General features: G+C 53.5%; 13 protein-coding genes and 1 pseudogene. 6 read left to right on the top strand and 8 right to left on the bottom strand.

The features are described 5' to 3' along the window. Positions 1 to 17 precede the first annotated feature (17 nt). The 8 genes and pseudogenes from JHJ32_RS13290 to JHJ32_RS13255 all read right to left on the bottom strand — a co-directional run. The gene (locus JHJ32_RS13290; RefSeq protein WP_200121274.1) at positions 18 to 1,319 is read right to left on the bottom strand and encodes a beta-galactosidase; all 1,302 of its coding nucleotides are present in this window, start codon (positions 1,317 to 1,319) and stop codon (positions 18 to 20) included. Then, positions 1,316 to 3,238 (bottom strand): GxGYxYP domain-containing protein, encoded by a 1,923-nt coding sequence (locus tag JHJ32_RS13285; RefSeq protein WP_200121273.1) that lies wholly within the window; start codon positions 3,236 to 3,238, stop codon positions 1,316 to 1,318. Before JHJ32_RS13285 ends, JHJ32_RS13290 begins: the two co-directional genes overlap by 4 nt. Positions 3,239 to 3,242: 4 nt before the next feature. Next, positions 3,243 to 4,028 carry a hypothetical protein gene (locus JHJ32_RS13280; protein ID WP_200121272.1) on the bottom strand — a complete coding sequence of 262 codons (786 nt, stop codon included), beginning with the start codon at positions 4,026 to 4,028 and terminating at the stop codon, positions 3,243 to 3,245. Between the two features lie 45 nt (positions 4,029 to 4,073). Beyond that, complete coding sequence (locus tag JHJ32_RS13275; RefSeq protein WP_200121271.1) at positions 4,074 to 5,690, bottom strand: RagB/SusD family nutrient uptake outer membrane protein; 1,617 nt, start codon at positions 5,688 to 5,690, stop codon at positions 4,074 to 4,076. 10 nt (positions 5,691 to 5,700) lie between these two features. Then, positions 5,701 to 8,730, bottom strand: coding sequence for a TonB-dependent receptor (locus JHJ32_RS13270; RefSeq protein ID WP_200121270.1), 3,030 nt, complete (start codon positions 8,728 to 8,730; stop codon positions 5,701 to 5,703). A 36-nt stretch (positions 8,731 to 8,766) separates the two neighbouring features. After that, on the bottom strand, positions 8,767 to 10,953 hold the full coding sequence (locus JHJ32_RS13265) for a GH92 family glycosyl hydrolase (RefSeq protein ID WP_200121269.1): 2,187 nt from the start codon (positions 10,951 to 10,953) through the stop codon (positions 8,767 to 8,769). A gap of 99 nt (positions 10,954 to 11,052) precedes the next feature. Continuing rightward, positions 11,053 to 13,533 (bottom strand): bacterial transcriptional activator domain-containing protein, encoded by a 2,481-nt coding sequence (locus JHJ32_RS13260; protein WP_200121268.1) that lies wholly within the window; start codon positions 13,531 to 13,533, stop codon positions 11,053 to 11,055. Between the two features lie 514 nt (positions 13,534 to 14,047). Beyond that, positions 14,048 to 14,197 (bottom strand): annotated as a pseudogene (locus JHJ32_RS13255) (helix-turn-helix domain-containing protein); the annotation flags it as partial. A 178-nt stretch (positions 14,198 to 14,375) separates the two neighbouring features. Between JHJ32_RS13255 and JHJ32_RS13250 the strand changes: the two are divergent. The 6 genes from JHJ32_RS13250 to JHJ32_RS13225 all read left to right on the top strand — a co-directional run bounded on the left by JHJ32_RS13250 (position 14,376) and on the right by JHJ32_RS13225 (position 17,906). Further along, a complete protein-coding gene (locus JHJ32_RS13250) occupies positions 14,376 to 15,377 on the top strand; it encodes a helix-turn-helix domain-containing protein (RefSeq protein ID WP_200121266.1) in 1,002 nt (333 codons plus the stop codon). A gap of 39 nt (positions 15,378 to 15,416) precedes the next feature. Next, positions 15,417 to 15,761: a hypothetical protein gene (locus JHJ32_RS13245; protein ID WP_200121265.1), complete on the top strand. Its 345-nt coding sequence runs from the start codon at positions 15,417 to 15,419 to the stop codon at positions 15,759 to 15,761. A gap of 206 nt (positions 15,762 to 15,967) precedes the next feature. Beyond that, entirely contained in the window at positions 15,968 to 16,222 is a 255-nt protein-coding gene (locus tag JHJ32_RS13240; protein ID WP_200121264.1) for a hypothetical protein, read from the top strand. Between the two features lie 136 nt (positions 16,223 to 16,358). Further along, complete coding sequence (locus JHJ32_RS13235; protein ID WP_200121263.1) at positions 16,359 to 16,628, top strand: hypothetical protein; 270 nt, start codon at positions 16,359 to 16,361, stop codon at positions 16,626 to 16,628. Between the two features lie 21 nt (positions 16,629 to 16,649). Next, on the top strand, positions 16,650 to 17,234 hold the full coding sequence (locus JHJ32_RS13230; RefSeq protein WP_200121262.1) for a CHAP domain-containing protein: 585 nt from the start codon (positions 16,650 to 16,652) through the stop codon (positions 17,232 to 17,234). A 36-nt stretch (positions 17,235 to 17,270) separates the two neighbouring features. Then, positions 17,271 to 17,906, top strand: coding sequence for a fibronectin type III domain-containing protein (locus JHJ32_RS13225; RefSeq protein ID WP_200121261.1), 636 nt, complete (start codon positions 17,271 to 17,273; stop codon positions 17,904 to 17,906). Positions 17,907 to 18,083: the final 177 nt, after the last annotated feature.

Raw genomic sequence — 18,083 nt, 5'->3', positions numbered from 1 at the left:
GCCTGTGTTCAACGTGTTTAGTTGCCGTACACTTCTTTCAGCCAATTGTCCCACTGGTAGTCTACCACACGGACCACTCGTTTCGGAGTCCAATCGTCGTGGTACAATGCAAACGGGTCTGACGAACTGTTAGCCACGTTAACGAACTCCCAGCCAAATCCGGTTCCCTGCGTTAGGGTGTTGCGGAGTATTGCTTCCAACTGCTCGTCGCCATAAACCGTAAAATCGCTGCCATTGAAGGTCATATGTTCGGTAATTGCCCAGTTGCGGCCGTACGTGTCGTTTACCTGCTTCACCCGGTTATACGCTTTGTGGTTTGGCTGTTTTTCTATTAAATCCCAGTGCCAATTTACCTGGATGATATCCGGTGCCGAGAGGTGTGAAAGGAATTCAATAGGATCTCCGTTTCTACGACGTGTGGTAGACTCGTGCGCATCGAGAAAATCAACCGCTATGTAAGCCTCCCGTCCGGCCACCTCCCGGTAAGCGGCGGCGTCCTCATTCACCCATTTGGCGAGAAATTGTGCGCGGAACTTATTCCATGCCGCGTTGTGCAAGAATGACTCGGGAATCGGGAACTGCATAGGCATGCGGTTTTCCGGTACGTCCAGCTGGTTTTCGGCCAACCAGGCGTGATATTGCGCGCGTGCGGCATCACTGTAGCACAGTTCCACTTCGCCCATATACTGGGGTTCAACCGTTGTTTCGAAATAGACGATCTTATCCGTGTCTATCGCCCTCGCGAGGTTTTTGATAAACGCATGGGCGCGCTGTCGGTATCCTTCATGGAATATCGATACCACGGCGGTATTGAATCCGTACTCGGTGTCTTTCACCTGTTCGCCGCGGTGGTTGATGGCATAGGCATCTGGGTGGTGGTGCCAAAAGCCAGCGGGCATGTTACCGCCCCCCACCGAGTAGGTTTCAACGGAAAGCGCAGGGTACATCCCTTTCTCGTAAATCGCGTCTACGAGGCGGGCCAAGGGTTCGACCGGCTTATCGGGGATACCGTCGCCGTCGGTGTCGAAGTGGTGCCAATAGCAGTTGAGGGACAAGACATCGTACTTTTTGCTCTTGAACACATCCAACTGTGCGATCAATTGATCAATCTGCCCGCGGTCAGCGAAATTGCGCAGGGGCTTGGCTATTTTCAGAAATTTGTGCTTGCCGTTTTCATAAAAGCGGCCATTTTCGATTTTCCATTCCCGTTTGGGTTCGGAAATATCGGGTTCATCCGGCATAGCGGAAGTATTTTCGGAAGCACAGCTACAGCTATGCAAGACAAAAAGCAGATAGGGAATAAAGTATAACGTTCTCATTTTAAGTTTATTTTTCCTTCGGCCGCCGCATCGTTTTCCTTCAGGTATCGCCGATACAGCTCAAAAAAAGTCGGGGCATCTACTAATATAATGTTCGGATCCTTCTTAGACAGCGAAGCGACTACTTGCGTATACCAATCGGGGTCTTTCAGTATATTCCGGAACCAATGAAACGGTATAGGGCGGTTGCTTACCCGCGCTATGATTTGATTGGCGGCGGCTTCAGGATCTGATTGATTGATATCGTAATCGGCACGGAGCACAGGCATATCGCCGTGCAAAAGCGTGAGTGGAATCTTCTGCGGCACGATACCATTGGGGCTGAACAAAGCGTAGGTGTCTAGCCCTTGTTGATTCAACCCTGGTGCTTCGCCATCGATAATAAAGCCGGTAATGGACAGCCCCCACTGCCGGTAATAGGGCTGGTTGTGCTTGACCCAGGCCGACAAGCCGTCAGGAAGGCCGGAAATGGGACGTGGTTCCTGCAGCATGCCGGGCATGAGGTATCCGGCGCCATTGTCTGCGGCAACGAAATAGTCGTTTGGCGAGGCTGTTTCCCGCCGGTAGGCCATTGCCATGGGGACCCGCTGGGCCAACACGGGGCTGATGCTCCACATCAGCGGTACGGCCCCCCGTTTCGGATGATCCCATATGGTCGGAGTGGTCTGTGAAAGCCATGATGATGCATCGTAATCGCCTACATAGAAAATGATAAAGTTTTTCCCCTCAATCGTGAGGTCGCCCTGCTGATTTACGTATCCTTTTTGCTTTAATGCCTCCGTATCTATCCACTTTTGGGGATAATGCGGCTGAAGGGGATAATGCTGCCAAAACGAGGCGTTGGCCAGTGCGCCGTATCCTATGGCATCTGCATCTTTGAAAGCGTTGTAGGCACTGATAATCCGGGAATACTCCCATTCGGTAGGGACATCCTCATGTGCGCCTCCGGCATGCTGGGTATATTTAAACGCCCAGGGCGGAAAACCGCCGATGTAGGTAAACTGCTGGCCGTTATCGTTTTGCCGATAGGCAAGTAACAGCATTTCCTTCAGCGTTTCGAGGTCGGTACCGGTGCGTTGCCCGGGTTCGTCCGTGGCTGGCTCGTCTCCCCATGGACTCAGATCAAAGAAAAACGCCTTTTTGCTGATAAAGAAATCGTGGTTTGTAAGCGTATGGTGGTTTAAATTGGTCGCTTTGGGGTTTTCCATCCATAGCTGGTCTATGTAATACGCCCCATACCCGGTATTGCATTTACCCGGTTTGAGGTAGTGCTCGATGAACCAGCGGTAAGCGTCATTTTTGGCTGATCCGCTTGACGGTCTGCGGGTCCCGGGGATATTGCCTTGCCCTGTAAAGAGAGACCGGCCATCGGGTTTGGTCAGCCAAATGTTGACAGGGATCCGGGGCCCGCTCTTGATCACTTGGCTATACAGGCTGCTTGGCGACGGATCATACCGAATCGCTATAAGGTTTTCTACCCCCGCAACGGCCGAAGCGACGTTGCTGGTGGCTGGCACATTTGGGTCATAGACAACGGCCCCTTTGATCGCATCGGAGTAGGCTTGGATTAAGTCTACGAGGTCCGTGTATACAACGGTGTCCCTGCCATGTAACCATTTGCCCGGCTGCCGGTATTTCTCCCACCAGTATCGATCGATATGGATACCTTGGGTTTCGATATAAAATAGGTAAAGGCGTGGGGCTTCCCGATTTACGATCCCCTGCAGGGAGCTCAATGCATGGATGTGGTCCCACGCCCGCCTGACCGATTCCGGATGGCTATAATCCATACGTAACGTATAGCCGAGGTCAAAAAGGGCTACCGGCTCATCGTTTTTCGCCCAAGTGTAGGCCAAGGTTAAATGGAATAACAGCCCTAAAAGGAGCGTGTGTTTCTTGCACCGGTATTTGCTTTCCATCGTTTTATTCTTGGATTTCCGAAATCTGGAACGTTTCCCAGGTATCAACGCCGCCCGCCACAGCTCGCAACAGGAAGTCCGGCACGTTCTCGACGTTGAGGTACAGGTTGTTTGCTACGCATTTGATCGCATGGCCGCCTTCGCCTTTGTCGGATACTTCAAGGATAAATTGTTCCCATTCCTCGTCGGCCTCTTCTCCGCCGTTTGCGACAAGGTAGTTGCCCGGATCATGGCTGGCCCGCAGGAATTGCCCGTTCTTCAGCGACCGGAAGGCGTGATAACCGTTGTCGAGCTGGTACCATTCGAAGTAGCGGTCTGCTTCCGGGCCGCCATGCGGCCCCCCGATGCGGTTATCGGCCAGGGTAATGAAGTAAGTGCCGGTGATGGGGAACCTAATAGTTACCTTTTTCGGTGCGCTAGCTGGAGGCACGATGGTGATGCGTGCCATCGTAATCCGATTGCCGCAACTCGCGTTGCCGATCATGGTTTTGCGCACGGTATAAGAGCCGGGAAGGCTGTTTGCCAAGTCGATCTCGCCGGTATGGGTATCGGCAAATACCAATCCGTCGGTGCTGGAGAAAATGCCGGGCACATCGGCGCCGGCCGAATATATTGGCGCCGCATGCTGTGGATTATCTTGGCTGTATGATCCCTCCGGATAGGAAAAATCCGAAACGCAGGGTGGCAGTTTGGTTTCTTCGGCACAAGATGCCCACAGCAGCGTAAACAAAAGAATCCCTGCTGCTTTCGCCTTTATTATATAGGAGTTATTTGTGATCGATTTCTTCATCGCGGTTAAAATTTTGGGTGAATGATACGTAATTGCCATTGCCTGCTACCAGCCAGGATTTTGTACCAACTCTGAGTTTTTGTTGATTTCCGATTGCGGTAGCGGGAACAGGTGGCGGCGCTCGTCAAAAACACGGGGTCTTACCACTACACGCTCATAGTTGAGGTTGGACCCGTTGCGGGTGATCCGCATCCCGTGGAAGGTCTTTTCAAATGCTTGTACGCCGATTTTCCAGCGCCGTACGTCCCAGAAACGGTTGTCCTCAAAAGCCATTTCAATGCGTCTTTCGTGGTGGATCCGTTCGCGCATTTCGGCTTTGCTGAGGCCGGTGGGTAGCTCGGGCATGTTGGCGCGGGCCCGGATGCGGTTTACTGCTTGATAGACCGTCTCATCCGGCCCGCTGGCTTCATTGCGCGCTTCGGCGTAGTCAAGCAGCAAGGTGCCCAGGCGGAAGAGGATCCATGTGGCGCCGCGTACCTGGGGGCCATTTACGACAATGGATTCGTCCAGGAATTTGCGGAGGAAGTACCCCGTTTGCGAGCGCGTGTGTGACCCTACGGCGATTTCGTCACTGCCGCCCACGTAGCTTTCAATGGTGCGGCCCTGCCACGAAGCCCCGTTGTAGAGTATAGTGGCATAAAATCGTGGATCACGGTTTGCGTAAGGGGCATCGGGGTTATATCCGGAAGCGTCATTGACGGTGCCGTCATCGTTGAAGGGCTTCAGTCCATTGGCCATTTCGTACGCATCGACGAGCTCCTGTGTCGGCGAGATGGCACAGTTTCCTCCGAAGCTGGAGGGCGAGTTGGCCGACTCCATGGCTTTCGTGCCCGACCCGGCATTGAAGGCCAGTATCACTTCCTCATTGTGGTTAGCCAGGAAAAGGTTGGTATAGTTGCTGTAGAGGTTGTAACCCAGCTCGGAATCGTTGATAACGGCTGCTGCTGCATCTGCCGCGTTGGCCCACCGCTGGGTATCGTTTTCGGGGTTGTAGAGCGGGCTCGCAAAAAAGAGGAGGCATTCTGCTTTCAGTGCCAGGGCAGCACCTTTGGTGATCCGGCCCAGTTGGCTATTCTGATAACTAACAGGGAGCAGCGCGGCCGCCCGGTCGCAAAGGCTGGTGATATAGGCCGCGCATTCCGCTTCCGAGCCGCGTGGCAGGTTGAGGTCGTCGCTTACGCTTAATACGTGGTCTACGATGACGAACGTACCGAACGCTTTGAACAGCTGCTGGTAAAACCATGCTTTCAGGAATGTCGCCTCTCCCTTCATCCGCTCCACCAACGCCGGGTCGCCTGGTACGTTGTCTATGTTTGCCAGGAAGATATTGGCTTTCCGGATGGCGCTGTAATAAATGTTCCAGTAATTGCCCAAAGGAAAGTCGACCGGGCTGAACGAGCCCGTGTTGAAGTGGTACCCTCCGGTATTCATGATGCCGATTTCTGCCTCGTCCGTGGTGCCAGACAGCAGGTAGTTCGGCGTTCGGTTGTAGATTGCGCCGTTCAGTTCGGAGTAGATGTTGGTCAGGAATTTTTCGGTGATCAGGATATCGCCGAAGACTTCTTTTTCTGTGATCTGGTCGTTTGGCTGGCGATCGAGGATGCTTTTGCTGCAGCCGGACAACACAGCGGCCGTGATTAGTATGGCAAGTATTTTTTTCATGACGATCGGTTTAAAAATTAGCGGTGATTCCGAAGTTTATGACGCGTTGCTGCGGATAGTCGTTGTTGCCCGACCAAGACGGCAGCTCAGGGTCGGTTATCTTCGCCTGGTCCCAGGTGAAGAGGTTATAGGCATTGGCATAAAGCCGGATGTTCTGGATACGCAGGTCTTTGATGAAGTTGCTGGCCAGCGTATACCCCAGTTCAACGTTTTTCAGCCGCAGGTAATCCCGTTTGCGCATCCAGAATGTGCCGAAGCGATGGTTGTTGCTGTTGTCACCGACGAAAAGCCGGGGATAGGTGGCGGTTTCGGCCGTTTCGGGTGTCCAGCGGTCGAGATGCCACCGCACAGCCTTCCCGTTGCCGCCGCGGAATTCCCAGACGGGGAAGTTGTCCAGAAACACGGACGACCGGCCGGCTCCTTGAAATAGGAAGCTGAAATCCAGCGATTTGTATGAAATGCGCGAGGAGAGGCCGAACATCAGCTCCGGCACGCCGCCGTTGTAACCGATGGCTACTTGGTCGTTGGCATCGATCACGCCGTCGTTGTTGATGTCTTGGTATTTGATGTCTCCCGGACGCAGCGATTCTTGGCTGACGAAGGTTTGCCTAGGGCTGTTGTCGATATCTTCCTGCGATTGGAAGAAGCCGATGGCTACCCAGCCAAACGGCTGACCAACAGGTTTTCCTGTGCGGTATTGGTAGTCGTATTGGCGTGGTTCTTCATCCATGAAGAGAATTTTGTTTCGGGCAAAGGTGAGGTTGCCGCTTACGCTGAAGTTCCACGTATCGGTGGCGCGGGTGCGGTAGGTCAGCTCCATATCAAGCCCCCGGTTGCGGACCACGCCGATGTTTACCGGCGGCAGGTCGCCCCCCGAGCGGCCCAGGATTTCGGAGATGGTGCCGCGGGTGGTGAGAATGTCTTCCCGCCGCTCCTGGAACACGTCTGCCGTGAGGAAGATGCGGTCTTGCGCCAGGCCCAATTCGATGCCGACGTTAGCCTTTTTGGCGCGTTCCCAGGTGATATCGTGGTTGGCAAGCTGCCCTTCACCAAAGCCGTCATAACCGGCCTGGTTTAACCCGAACCGATAGCCGCTGGAACCGCCGTAGGTCTGCTGGTAGAGAAAGCGGCGCGAGCCGAACCGGTCGTTGCCCACCTCGCCGTATGAGCCGCGGAGCTTGAGGAAGCTGATGAACCGGTCTTGGCCCTCCATGAAGTTTTCGTTGCTTACCACCCAGCCCATGGACAACGAGGGGAAGAAGCCGAACCGCTGCCCTTTTGGAAACTGCTCGGAGCCGTTATACCCCATGTTTACTTCGCCGAAGTAAGTGTTTTTGTAGGCGTAAGTAATACGGCCGACGTAGCCTAAGTAGCCAAACGGGATGTTGTAGGCATCGTCGTGCTCTACCCGGCGGTTGAGGTTATAGAGAAACAGCCCGGTTACCTGGTGTTCGCCGAAGGTGCGGCTGTAGTCCAGCGCAAACTCGAGGTTCACCGTTCTGTCGTACGCATAGCCTTTGCCGATGCCGAGCTCGGTGTCGTTGCGGAATTGATTGTAGCCTCCGTCTTCGCGCAGTTGGTATACCGCGTAGTCCTTGCTGGCGTTGATATTGTAGTCAAAAGCGCCATCAAAGGCAAATGCTCCGCGGGCGGAAAGCCCCTCCGTGATGAAATCCAGCTTATGCGCCATGCGGTAGGTGCCCTGCAGGAAATTGCCGTACAGGTTGCGGTAGCCCGAGTGGGCGATCATGCCCATCGGGTTGTCCGGATTAAGGCCATCACCGGCGAGGCTGCCATCGGCATTGTAGATGGGGTAGCTGGGTGGGATACGGTTTAGGATTTCGAAGATGTGCCACGTGTCCTTGCCGGGATAATTGCGGTTTTCCACTCGGCCGGCAAGGTCCAAGCCCACCGAAAAGTTCTTATTGAGGTCGATGTCGATGTTTGACCGGAAGTTATAGCGGTTGAACTTGGCGTTTGTATTGTATTCATTCAGGTCGTTGAAGTTATACATCCCGTTCTGGAAGAGGGCGCTTGCCGACACGAAATACCGCACGCGGTCGCCGCCGCCGTTGATGTTCAGGTTGGCACGCGACATGGGCGTAAAGTCGCGCATGAAGACATCAAACCAGTCGGTGTTCGGGTAAAGATAGGGATCGGCCCCAATCCGGTAGTACTCGAGGTCTTGCTCGGAGTATTTCGGTGGAAGGAAATCATTGGCAAGCGCCTCGTTGTACAGTCGCGCGTAGTCGTACGAACTCAGATAGTCCGGAAGGCGTGTGGGACTTTGGTATCCCAGTTCTGATGAAAAGGAAATCGTCGGCCTATCGCTGGCCACCCCCCGCCGGGTGGTGACAAGGATTACTCCATTGGCGCCACGGACCCCGTATACCGCGGTGGCAGAAGCATCCTTAAGGATGCTGATGCTTTCTACCTCGTTGGGATCGAGCTGCGCGAAGTCCCTGCCGAGTACGCCGTCTACCACGACCAGCGGCCCGGCGTTGGAAAAGGTAGATACGCCCCGGATATAAAGGTTGGATAGATCTCTGCCCGGCTCGCCGCTAGGCTGGAAAGTAATCAGGCCGGGCAACCGGCCCGCCAGCGCATTGCTTAAGTTAGCTACCGGGCTCTGCCGAAGTTCTCGGGTGCCTACGGTTGATATCGCGCCGGTGAGGCTCACCTTTTTCTGTTGGCCGAAGGCCACTACCACCACTTCATCCATTTGATTGTCATCAGTGGCTAGGGTCACGCTGATCAGTCTCCTGCCTGCCAAAGGTTCTTCGGCAGTTACGTACCCTACATAGGAGAAGACCAATGTACCATTTTCGGGTACTGATAGCGAGTACGCACCGTTTTCATCCGTTTTTGTTCCTACGGAAGGTGCTCCCTTAAGTGTCACGGAAACTCCGGCCACCGGCCCTTCTGCATCCGTGACGGTACCGCTGACCTCGATCTGCCCTGATTGGGCTGAGAGGGGTAGCCATAGCGCTACAGTCAGCATCGGCGTTAATGCGAGCAGCAAAAGTAATTTTTGTTTCATGCTTCGATAGTTTGATATTAGTTAATTGGTTATAAATTATCGGCGTAATGGCGTCTCCGCCATTTCCAATTCCAGCGTGCCGCCCGCGACCAGCGCATCGTGGGTAAATGACAGGTTGGACAGCGGCTCCCCGTTTAGTTTTGCCGCATGGATGTACTTGTTACGGGGGGAACTCCCCGGGGCCTTTACGGTGAAGGTTTTGCCATTCGGCAAGGCTATCCGTACTTCTTCAAATACGGGGCTGCCGATGGTATATTCCGGTATTCCCGGTGTAATCGGGTAAAAGCCCATCATGGAAAATACCACAAATGCGCTCATCCCGCCACCATCCTCGTCGCCGGGTATCCCGAACTCATTGTCCTTAAACCAAGTGTCTATCAGCATCCGTATCCGTTTCTGTGTTTTCCAGGGGGAATCGGTGTAATTATACAGGTAAGGGATGTGAAAAGAAGGTTCGTTGCCCATAGAGAATTGTCCCACCAGACCAGTAGCGTCAGGGAATTTGCTGTTGAATTCGTATTTGGGCCGTCCCAGGCCTTCCCTGAAGAGCTGGTCGAGCCGCTGTTCGAATGCCGCCTTGCCTCCGTTAAGGGTGATCAGGCCGGGTATATCGTGCTGAACCTGCCACGCATAGGTCCAGCCGTTGTTTTCATCGTAGTAATCTCGGCCGCCCATTCCTCCGTCAAATTTGGGATCGATATCGATCCAGTTGCCCAAGGCGTCTTTGGGCATAAACAGCTGGTGTTTTGGATGCCACAGATTTTTGTAATAATCCGCCCGCTTACCAAAACGCTGTGCATCCGCATCATGCCCAAGCAGTTTGGCCATTTCCGCCAAAGCCCAGTCGTCATAACTATGGCCGAGGGTCACAGCAACCGACTGCCGCTTTTCGAATCCGTCGACCAGCGGCTCTGTTTCCGCTTCGCCGGGATGTAGCGAGGGAAAGTAGCCCAGCGGTTCATATAGGCTGTCCAGCGACGTGGCGGGGCCATTTCGCCAAGGTATCATGGTGGCGCTGATTGCGTTTTTGCGCATCCCTTCATAGGCTTGATGCACAGGGAAGCCGGTCACCCCTTTACGGTATGCATCCAGAAAATTGACGGACGAATGGAAACCGTTCATGCACGCATGGTCGCCAAATACCACCGGGAACGTGGGCAGCCATCCGCTTTGTGCATACATGGCAAGATAGGAGTTCAGCATGTCCGCCTGTTGAGCAGGGTTGAGGATAATGCGCAGTGGGTGATGGGCAAGATACGTATCCCAAGCCCAGTCGTCTACGTAAAATGGCCTGTCCGTTTGGTGTACACGGTTGTCATAGCCGCTGTAGTAGCGGCCATCTTCGGTAATGTCTACCATGCGTTCGTAGCAGCGGTATAATGCGGTGTAAAAAACGCGCCGTTGCGCTTCCGTGCCGCCACTTACTTGGATCTGATCGGCCACTTCATGCCATACCTGTTCGCCACGGGCCCGCATGGCTTCGAAAGACGTGCCAGCAAGCTCATGCTCATAATTGCGCCGGGCCTGTTCGTGATCGATAAATGAGATCGCATAGCGGAACTCCGCTTGCGCGTCCTGACCTGCCGGCAGGGACACATGTGCCCTTCCGGAATCTCCGTGTACCTGCATGGTCACCTTTCCGGCGGCCTGCAAGCGGGCATAGACATATACGTTTACATTCGGCCGGTATATTTCGGTGCCGTAAAGCACCGAATCGCCGTCGAAGCGCCAGCTTCCTTTATCGCCGCGCAGGCTCAGCAACAGGTGATGAGCATCTGCCGTCGGAAACGAAAATCGGAATATTCCTGTTTTATTGCCAGGGACAAAGGCGACGTCTACGTCTGGCTCCAGCAACCGCGCTGCATAATGCCACGGGTGGATAACTTCCAGATCAGGATCGCGTAACAGGCGTTGATCCCAGGCATCTGGCCCGATACTGCCTGCATGCGGCTTGATGACAAACGCTTCTCCCAGACGGTGCGACACCACCAAGAGGGGGAATCCATCGATCTGGTCGTCTAGCTGGTCTTTGCGCAGCGGGTACATCCGCATGGCTTGATTCGGCAGATGTACGGTGGGTCGTGTCGGTTCAAGGATATGGCCCACGTTGCCAATGCGCGGATCCATGTAGGAAGCATTGGCAGGGAGTCGCTCCTGCGCAAGAACAGTTAATATAGCAAACGCGGTAATCCCACCCAAAGCGCTCAAAAATTTGAAAGGCATGCAATAATAATTAAGTTTATAATACAGGCAAAACTACGCCCCGGGGCTTAACAAGGCCATTAGCAAAGCGATTAACAATCAGAAAAAAGTGGATTAATCTTAAAAATCTTTCATCGCGTCTGTGAACCTTAAGGGAAAAGCTTCGCCGTAGATCTGTTCATATCGATGGGCAAAATCATCAAATGTCTGCTTCGCAAGCGAATGTTTGCCGAGGGCGGCCAGTGCCCTGCACTTCAACCGCATGGCATCCTCATTGGCCGGGTCGAGATGGAATATGCAGTTGGCGAACCTGATCTGTGTTTCAGGGTCTTTGGATAACTTTCCTGTCTTGAGCTGGTGTGAAAGCAGGTCGATCACCTCGTTGGCCACTTCCGCCTTGATCTGATCCAGCCACGGGTAGTCCAAGTGCGGCAAAAACGGTCCGCGTGAGAGGATGGGAATCAGCGTTTCGAGGTCGGGGCCGGCTTTTTCAGGAGCGGCATGCAGCACGTCTAGGAGCTTTTTATAATCGAAGTATATGATTTCCGGATCGAATATTACCTGGAGCATGCTGTGCTCGGATACGAGCCTGATCGATGGCACGCTTTCCAGCAGGTTTTTCAGCTTGGCCACATTTACCGCTTTGTTGTTGCGCGCACTGCTTGTCGGCTTGTCCGGCCACAGGGTCTCGTAGAGCAACCGGGAGCTGATGCCCGCCTGATGCCGGGTGCTGTGCACCAGTGCCAACAGGAGGAACTCTTTAAGCAGCGGGGGCATGCGCTGCACGATTTCGTTACCTTCCCGGTCAAATAACTGGAATTCGCCGAAGAGGAAAATCGCGTTGCTTACAGGCCTAGCCACTTGTGTGTCAGGCCGTTCTTTGCGCGACTTGAACCGGCGCCACATGAGCCACGACACCACGAGCAGGATGGCGCCTGCGGCACACCACCACAGCATCGGTGACAAGCCGCGGGCGGCGTTCGGTGGTGCGGAGCGTTCAGCGGGGGGTGTTTTCAGCGTATACACAGATACGGTAGCCTCCTCCTCATTTTCTAGGATGGTGACAGCTACCAGCTGTTGCGCATGCTGGGCATAAAAAAGGTCAGCAAACGACCGGATATCTAGGAATTTGTAAGGAATGCTGTCTGCCAAGAACGTCAGGCCGGGCTTGTTTAGCGATCCGCTCACCAGCCGCAGCGACCCCTCGTACTGGTTATTCGGAAAAACAAGGCCGAAGAACCGGTCTTTGCCGTCGATGACTAGGCTGTTGGCAAAGGCAAAGCCACGCTCGCCCGGAGCCAAGGAATACACCCGACGTGTCGAGAAATCAGACGTATGGTAACATATGAAGTCATACAAGTTTTTCGGATTTACCAGCTGGTTTCCGGTTTCGCTGCCATAACCGCCGATGAAATAGGCCGAGTCTCCCAGGCTTCCTAAACCAGCCAGGTAACGTGGCGTATGGGCATTTTTTGGCGTTACCTTCTCCCACTTGCCGCTACGGGTGTGCACTCGGAATACCGTATTCTTGTAAGTCCGGTAACCATACCCGTTGAGCAGATAGATGCTGGAATCCGCAGGGTTATAAAATTTGTTGAAATGCCAGTATGCGGTAATGCTATCCGCATTGCGGAAAACATCCGACCATGACCGGTCGGTGAAGTCAAATGCCGTTAGCAGCCGGTCATCGGGGTAAATGTTGTACAGCGTACGCTGCTGTGCGATATAGAGCGACTGGTTGCCCACTTTCGGGGTACCTCGGGGAGTCCTGTAGGTAATCACTTCCGGCGTGCCGGTGGCCACGTCCACGATGATCAACGAATCAGTGCCCACAATAAACAACCTGTCCGTATTTCCATCAAATGCCACACTTGTTGCGGGTGAGCTTTTTAGGGACAGCAGGGGTTTCCAGCGTGTGTGTTCGGCCCTGGTCCATACCGGATTCCTCACCGACCCGTGGTTGCCCGCTTTTTTGTCATGGGCAGTCCGGCCGACATCCTCATCCAGCGGCCAATGGCCAAGCACCCGGTCGGCGTTGTAGAGCTGAATGTTGCGCAAGGTCATGGGGGGCACGTCATTGGATGAAAACTGGTCATGGTGATGTGCACCGAACAGCAATTGAAAAGGTTCGTCACGTCTCAGGGGCAGCTTCATGACATACTGCCTGTCATTGAGTGTACAAACGACTTCCTGCCTGCTGAAATCAAACCGGGCCGTCATGGTCACCCATTGGCCGAAATAATCGGCCTGGGGCATATCAATCACGACCGGGCGCTCCGTATTGCCGGCAACCAGCCCGAGATGGGTATTCAGCACCTTCGTATCGTCGTAAAGCAGAAAATCGAAGTTTGTCTGCCCGTTGATGATGCGGAAAATGTAGCCAAAGTACACGATATGCCCTTCTTCAAACCGAAAATCAAACGATATGCAAAAATCTCCCTTGGGAAAGAAGGGTTGGTTTGCCGTGATATTCAGCCCGGTCCGCTCGTCCGGCAGCCGGTCATGGCTGACGAATTTCAGCCCCGATGCCGGCTGGTCAGCAGCCATAATCGGAAATAGGGCGATCAATCCAAAGAAACCCGAAAGGAGTAAAGCGTACATATCCTGTTCATAACCTGCGTAACCCCTACAACTACGCAGAGATTTAGTCTTTGCGGCAAAGATACAGGAAGTTTTGAGAAGTCGGCCGTAGGTTGTGCGATCTGGCTGTGCAGGCGTATGCCATTAACATTGAGCGTAGCTTTTTAATGCTGCATTTTGCGATCTTTGAAAAATATGGTTAAAAAAGCGGGATTTATTGAACTGAACTTAGCCAACGTAACTATCATATTCTAAAATTATGCATCTTTCAAAAAAGCACCCTTCCCGTTTATTTCTTGTTTCTTGCCGCCGCTGCGTTTGCGCTGGTTTCTCTACCCGCTTTTGCCCAGGAACTGGGCTATGGTTTTCGTGCAGGCGTTAATTTTCCGAATTATTCACTTTAGAATAATGTTTCCGCCGATTCTAAGATCAACTTCCGAGTAGGTGCGTTTGCAGACATTTAATACCACTTGGCTTTTAGGGTATTGAAACCTGTCCCCTTTTTTGCAATTGTTCCATATTAGTACTAGTCACATCACTCAACTTTCAATAATTCCCTCACATCCACCTCCAAAATCCTCGCTATCTCAAACAGCACCTCCAGCCTTGGCTGCTGCCGGTTCTGCACATAGGCATTCACCATGTTATAACTTTTACCCAACTGCTCAGCAAGCCGGGTTTGTGTAACGCCTTTTTCGTATGTACATTAAGCGATGCTAAAGGCATCGAATTCGACGCCTTTAACACCAAGACGATAAGCCTATTTAGGACAATAACCTTTTATTCAATCCCAAACTGTTGGGGTTTAAAACAAAATTCGCTATCTTCATAGCTCCCATTTACTAGAATGAAAAACATCCGCCATGAAACCGACCGTAGCCATACGCTTCCCTGCCCTGTCCGATCCGGAGGCAAGAGCCATCGTAGAGACTGATTCCGATGAAATTACCGCAACCGCCAAAACAGCGACTATTGTTCACTATAGACAAATGGTAGTCAACATAGACACACCCGCAACCACGCATGCGACCGTAACCATATCCGAAACCGGCCTCTACCTTTTTGTATTAATCAAAGGCCAACTCCTGATGAAGCGCACAGACACAGCAGATATCCCCGTTTCTTCATCGGCCAACCATTGCCAGTCGCTTTATCTGTGCAAGGGCGACTACGCCGTCACGTTTTCCCCTGGTAGGCATCGGCTGGTTTACTTCGCATCCGCTACCGCGTGGATCAGGCGCATCAAGCAAACGCTGCCAATCATCAACGAAATTTCGGGAGCCATGCTGCCGCATCAGGAAGCCATCATTTTCCCCAACTACCCTTTGCCCGATGCATTTGCAAAGCACCTCCTTGCCATCACCTATCAATCGGCCAACGAAACGCTTGCTACTGAGCTGGACCACTTCCATAACCTAAACCGGATCATGGCGCATTACGACCATTTATTGGCAGAAACCATAAAGAAATCGGCAACGCGCCGTACCTATACGCATATCGTCCGCGAATTTATCAACCGTTGCAACCAGTCCCTCCTCCTTGCCGAATTTTCCTGCGTCGAAACCATTGCTGCCGCCATGCACGTTTCGCCCAAAACGTTGAACCGTGCCTTTCACCGCGTTTCAAAAGGTACCATTAGCCCTGGTCGCATGCTCCTCAACCTCCGGATGGCGACCGCCCACGAACTGCTTTCGCAAAACGGACCTATTTCCGTTCAGGAGGTCGCCCACCTAATGGGGTACGCGGATAAGTCGACCTTCTCAAAAGCATACCGCCGGGTGTTTGGCCACCTGCCATCCGAAGCGTCGACTGTCCGAAATATCCCCCCGCATTTGTCCGTAACAAACTACCTGCCGAACCGATAATGGATGAAATTTGCTTGCTGATTATCTGCATCATCTATTATGGAAACAAACTTGGTGTTGACCCTCCTGCTGGAAGAAACCAGAAAAATCCGCGACCTGCTGGCCGAACACCTACCGAAGCACGGCCAAGTAAACCCTGCGCCGCGACCGGCCAACGAGCTACCCGAACATGTAGACATCACGTGGTTGACCGATTACTTCGGCATCTCCAAGGGCACCTTTTACAACGAGGTGGATGGCAAGCTGCTGGAAGCCGTCCTGAACATTGGCCGCCGCCCCTATTACCTGAAATCGGACGTCATCGAATTGATGACCGAACGCAAAAAGAAGCATCTCGGGTTCAAGAAACTAAACACGGACCGGAAAAAGAAAGCGGATAAGTGATCACTTCCCTCCCATAAACGATGGCTTGCGATACATAACCCATTGCGTGCGGCCTGGGAGTAACGGCTTCATCCCCGAAAGGGATTACCGGCGACCCGGAAGCAACGGCTTCCGTACGGCAAGCGATAGCGTCCACGTCTTCGGCGATGGCTTCCAACCCACAAGCCGTTACCTTAGTTCGGAAAGTAACGGCTTCTGCCGCATAAGTGACAACTGCCCTACCAGAAGTAACCGCTTCCCACCTACAAGCCGTAGCCACCACACCGGAAGTAACAGTGGCCGACCCACATGCACCAGCTTCCATGCCGCAGGCGATGGCGCGCGTACCGGAAGCAGCAGCTTCCCATCCACAAGCGGTTACCACCGTACCGGAAGTAACGGCTTACGCCCCGAAAGGGACTGCTTGTGAGCCGGAAGCAACGACTTCCGAAGTGCAAGTCATTCCATTTCAGTTCAAGTAAGTTCATCCTTGTCTAAAAAATTGAAGCGGCGCACCCCCCGGCCTATGTTTGCCCCTGTCTGTTGCAACGACCAGGGGAAATCCGAAAACCTGCGAATGAGAGTAGGAACGAGTTAATTACTTTAAAAACAATTATTATGTTAAAATCAATTCTATTAGCTGCCCCACGGGGCACCATTCCCTGGAGCGGTGGGCGCATCGCGCTGGACGTGTCCATGTTGTTATGCACGCTCCTAGCATTCGTCTTCAGCGGGTCATTGCTCCGCCAGTTGGACGCCACGGCCGCACCGTTCGACGTCGGTTTATTAAGCGCTGGCCTATGCCGTCGCCGCGGTGCTGGCAGCCAGCTTACTGGCCCGACTGCTTACAACAGCGTTGGCGCGACACGCTACCGCTGCTATGGTTAAACCCTTAAATCCGATGAAACCATGGCAACACCTGCTTTTGCTGCTGGCCTTGTTCTGCTCGTTGTTCTGGGGCTTTGTGCTGGTACTTATCGCACTGCTCTAGATGCGCACCCCACGACACCGGCAGTCGGGGCGAGCCTCGAAGAGGCCGTAACCAATGACCGTCAACGGATTCGCAGCATCTACCTGGCTGAGCTGGGTGTGAAGGAAGCCACCGGCTGGAACGACGGCACAAGCGTGGAGGAGTACCTCCGCTACTGCGACCTCGGGCCCGGCTACGCGTGGTGCGCAGCCTATGTGAGTTGGTGCTTCGGCAAAGCGGGGTACCCGCAGCCGCGCAACCCCTGGAGTCCGGCACTCTTCCCCGCCAGCCGTACGGTTTGGAAAAAGGGAGGCTACGCCGGGGCGATAAAGCAGGGCGACGTATTCGGCATCCACTATCCCACGCTGAACCGCATTGCGCACGTAGGATTCGTAGACCGGATAGATGGCGAGTGGTTGGTTACCGTAGAGGGCAACGCGGACAACCGGGTGCTCCGGAAAAGGCGACACATCGGAAGCCTGCATGCCGTAGCCGATTGGCTATCGGAGTCCGGCACCCATTAATTAATTACTTCATTTAATACATTCAATTTTTCAATCATGAAACGACAAGTAAAAATCAACTATGCAGATTACCGCGATGCTGACCTGGGTTACCTCGCCAGCACGGTACTCCAGGCAATCACCGAAAATGCGGAGCTTTTCACCGAACCCAATCCGCCGCTGGCGGAACTGGAGGCCGCCATTGCGGACTACGACGAGAAGATGCAGTTTACCAACCGGAAGGGTAGCCCGTACGATTCCGAAGCCAAGAATGCCAGCAAAGCGGTGTTGGTTGACGTACTGCGCAGGTTGGCCTTTTACGTAAATACCACATGTAACGGTGTGGTGCACCAATTGCTCAGCTCGGGGTTCCGACTCAAGAACCTCCCCAAAGGTCTTACCGTGCCGACCACACCTACCCGTCCCCGCCTCGTGGATGGCGAGTTGAGCGGTCAGTTGGCACTCTTATTCGACCCGGTACCCAACGCAACGGAGTTTGAGTACCACGTGGGTACGATGGTCGACGGCGAAATTGCCTGGAGCGAAATGGCTTCGCTCCGCAATGGGCGAAATAAACGCGACAACATCATCGACTCCCTTACACCTGCGGTAACCTACTATGTGCGTGTACGCGCACGCAATCCGCAGGGGGTAAGCGACTGGAGCGACCCTGTTTCGCAGATTGCCCGATAGCTACAGATAGTGTGAAGCCATGAACCCCAACCCTGCCGGCGGCCCTATGTTGCCGGTGGGGCTGATTAATCAACAAGAAAATGAAATGTTTACTATTGTTGCTGCTCTGCCTTTTGTGTGCCTGCCAAACCCATCGTATCCGGCAAATATCTCACCGGGACAGCAGCTACGTGCAAA

It is taken from the genome of Parapedobacter sp. ISTM3 (assembly GCF_016533505.1).
GTDB lineage: Bacteria > Bacteroidota > Bacteroidia > Sphingobacteriales > Sphingobacteriaceae > Parapedobacter > Parapedobacter luteus.
This window is presented reverse-complemented; position numbering and strand designations above follow the sequence as displayed.

Excerpts from the sequence above, each read along its gene's own strand:
- JHJ32_RS13290 (WP_200121274.1), bottom strand. The coding sequence starts at position 1,319 with ATGAGAACGTTATACTTTATTCCCTATCTGCTTTTTGTCTTGCATAGC.
- JHJ32_RS13285 (WP_200121273.1), bottom strand. The coding sequence starts at position 3,238 with ATGGAAAGCAAATACCGGTGCAAGAAACACACGCTCCTTTTAGGGCTG.
- JHJ32_RS13280 (WP_200121272.1), bottom strand. The coding sequence starts at position 4,028 with ATGAAGAAATCGATCACAAATAACTCCTATATAATAAAGGCGAAAGCA.
- JHJ32_RS13275 (WP_200121271.1), bottom strand. The coding sequence starts at position 5,690 with ATGAAAAAAATACTTGCCATACTAATCACGGCCGCTGTGTTGTCCGGC.
- JHJ32_RS13270 (WP_200121270.1), bottom strand. The coding sequence starts at position 8,730 with ATGAAACAAAAATTACTTTTGCTGCTCGCATTAACGCCGATGCTGACT.
- JHJ32_RS13265 (WP_200121269.1), bottom strand. The coding sequence starts at position 10,953 with ATGCCTTTCAAATTTTTGAGCGCTTTGGGTGGGATTACCGCGTTTGCT.
- JHJ32_RS13260 (WP_200121268.1), bottom strand. The coding sequence starts at position 13,533 with ATGTACGCTTTACTCCTTTCGGGTTTCTTTGGATTGATCGCCCTATTT.
- JHJ32_RS13250 (WP_200121266.1), top strand. The coding sequence starts at position 14,376 with ATGAAACCGACCGTAGCCATACGCTTCCCTGCCCTGTCCGATCCGGAG.
- JHJ32_RS13245 (WP_200121265.1), top strand. The coding sequence starts at position 15,417 with ATGGAAACAAACTTGGTGTTGACCCTCCTGCTGGAAGAAACCAGAAAA.
- JHJ32_RS13235 (WP_200121263.1), top strand. The coding sequence starts at position 16,359 with ATGTTAAAATCAATTCTATTAGCTGCCCCACGGGGCACCATTCCCTGG.
- JHJ32_RS13230 (WP_200121262.1), top strand. The coding sequence starts at position 16,650 with ATGGCAACACCTGCTTTTGCTGCTGGCCTTGTTCTGCTCGTTGTTCTG.
- JHJ32_RS13225 (WP_200121261.1), top strand. The coding sequence starts at position 17,271 with ATGAAACGACAAGTAAAAATCAACTATGCAGATTACCGCGATGCTGAC.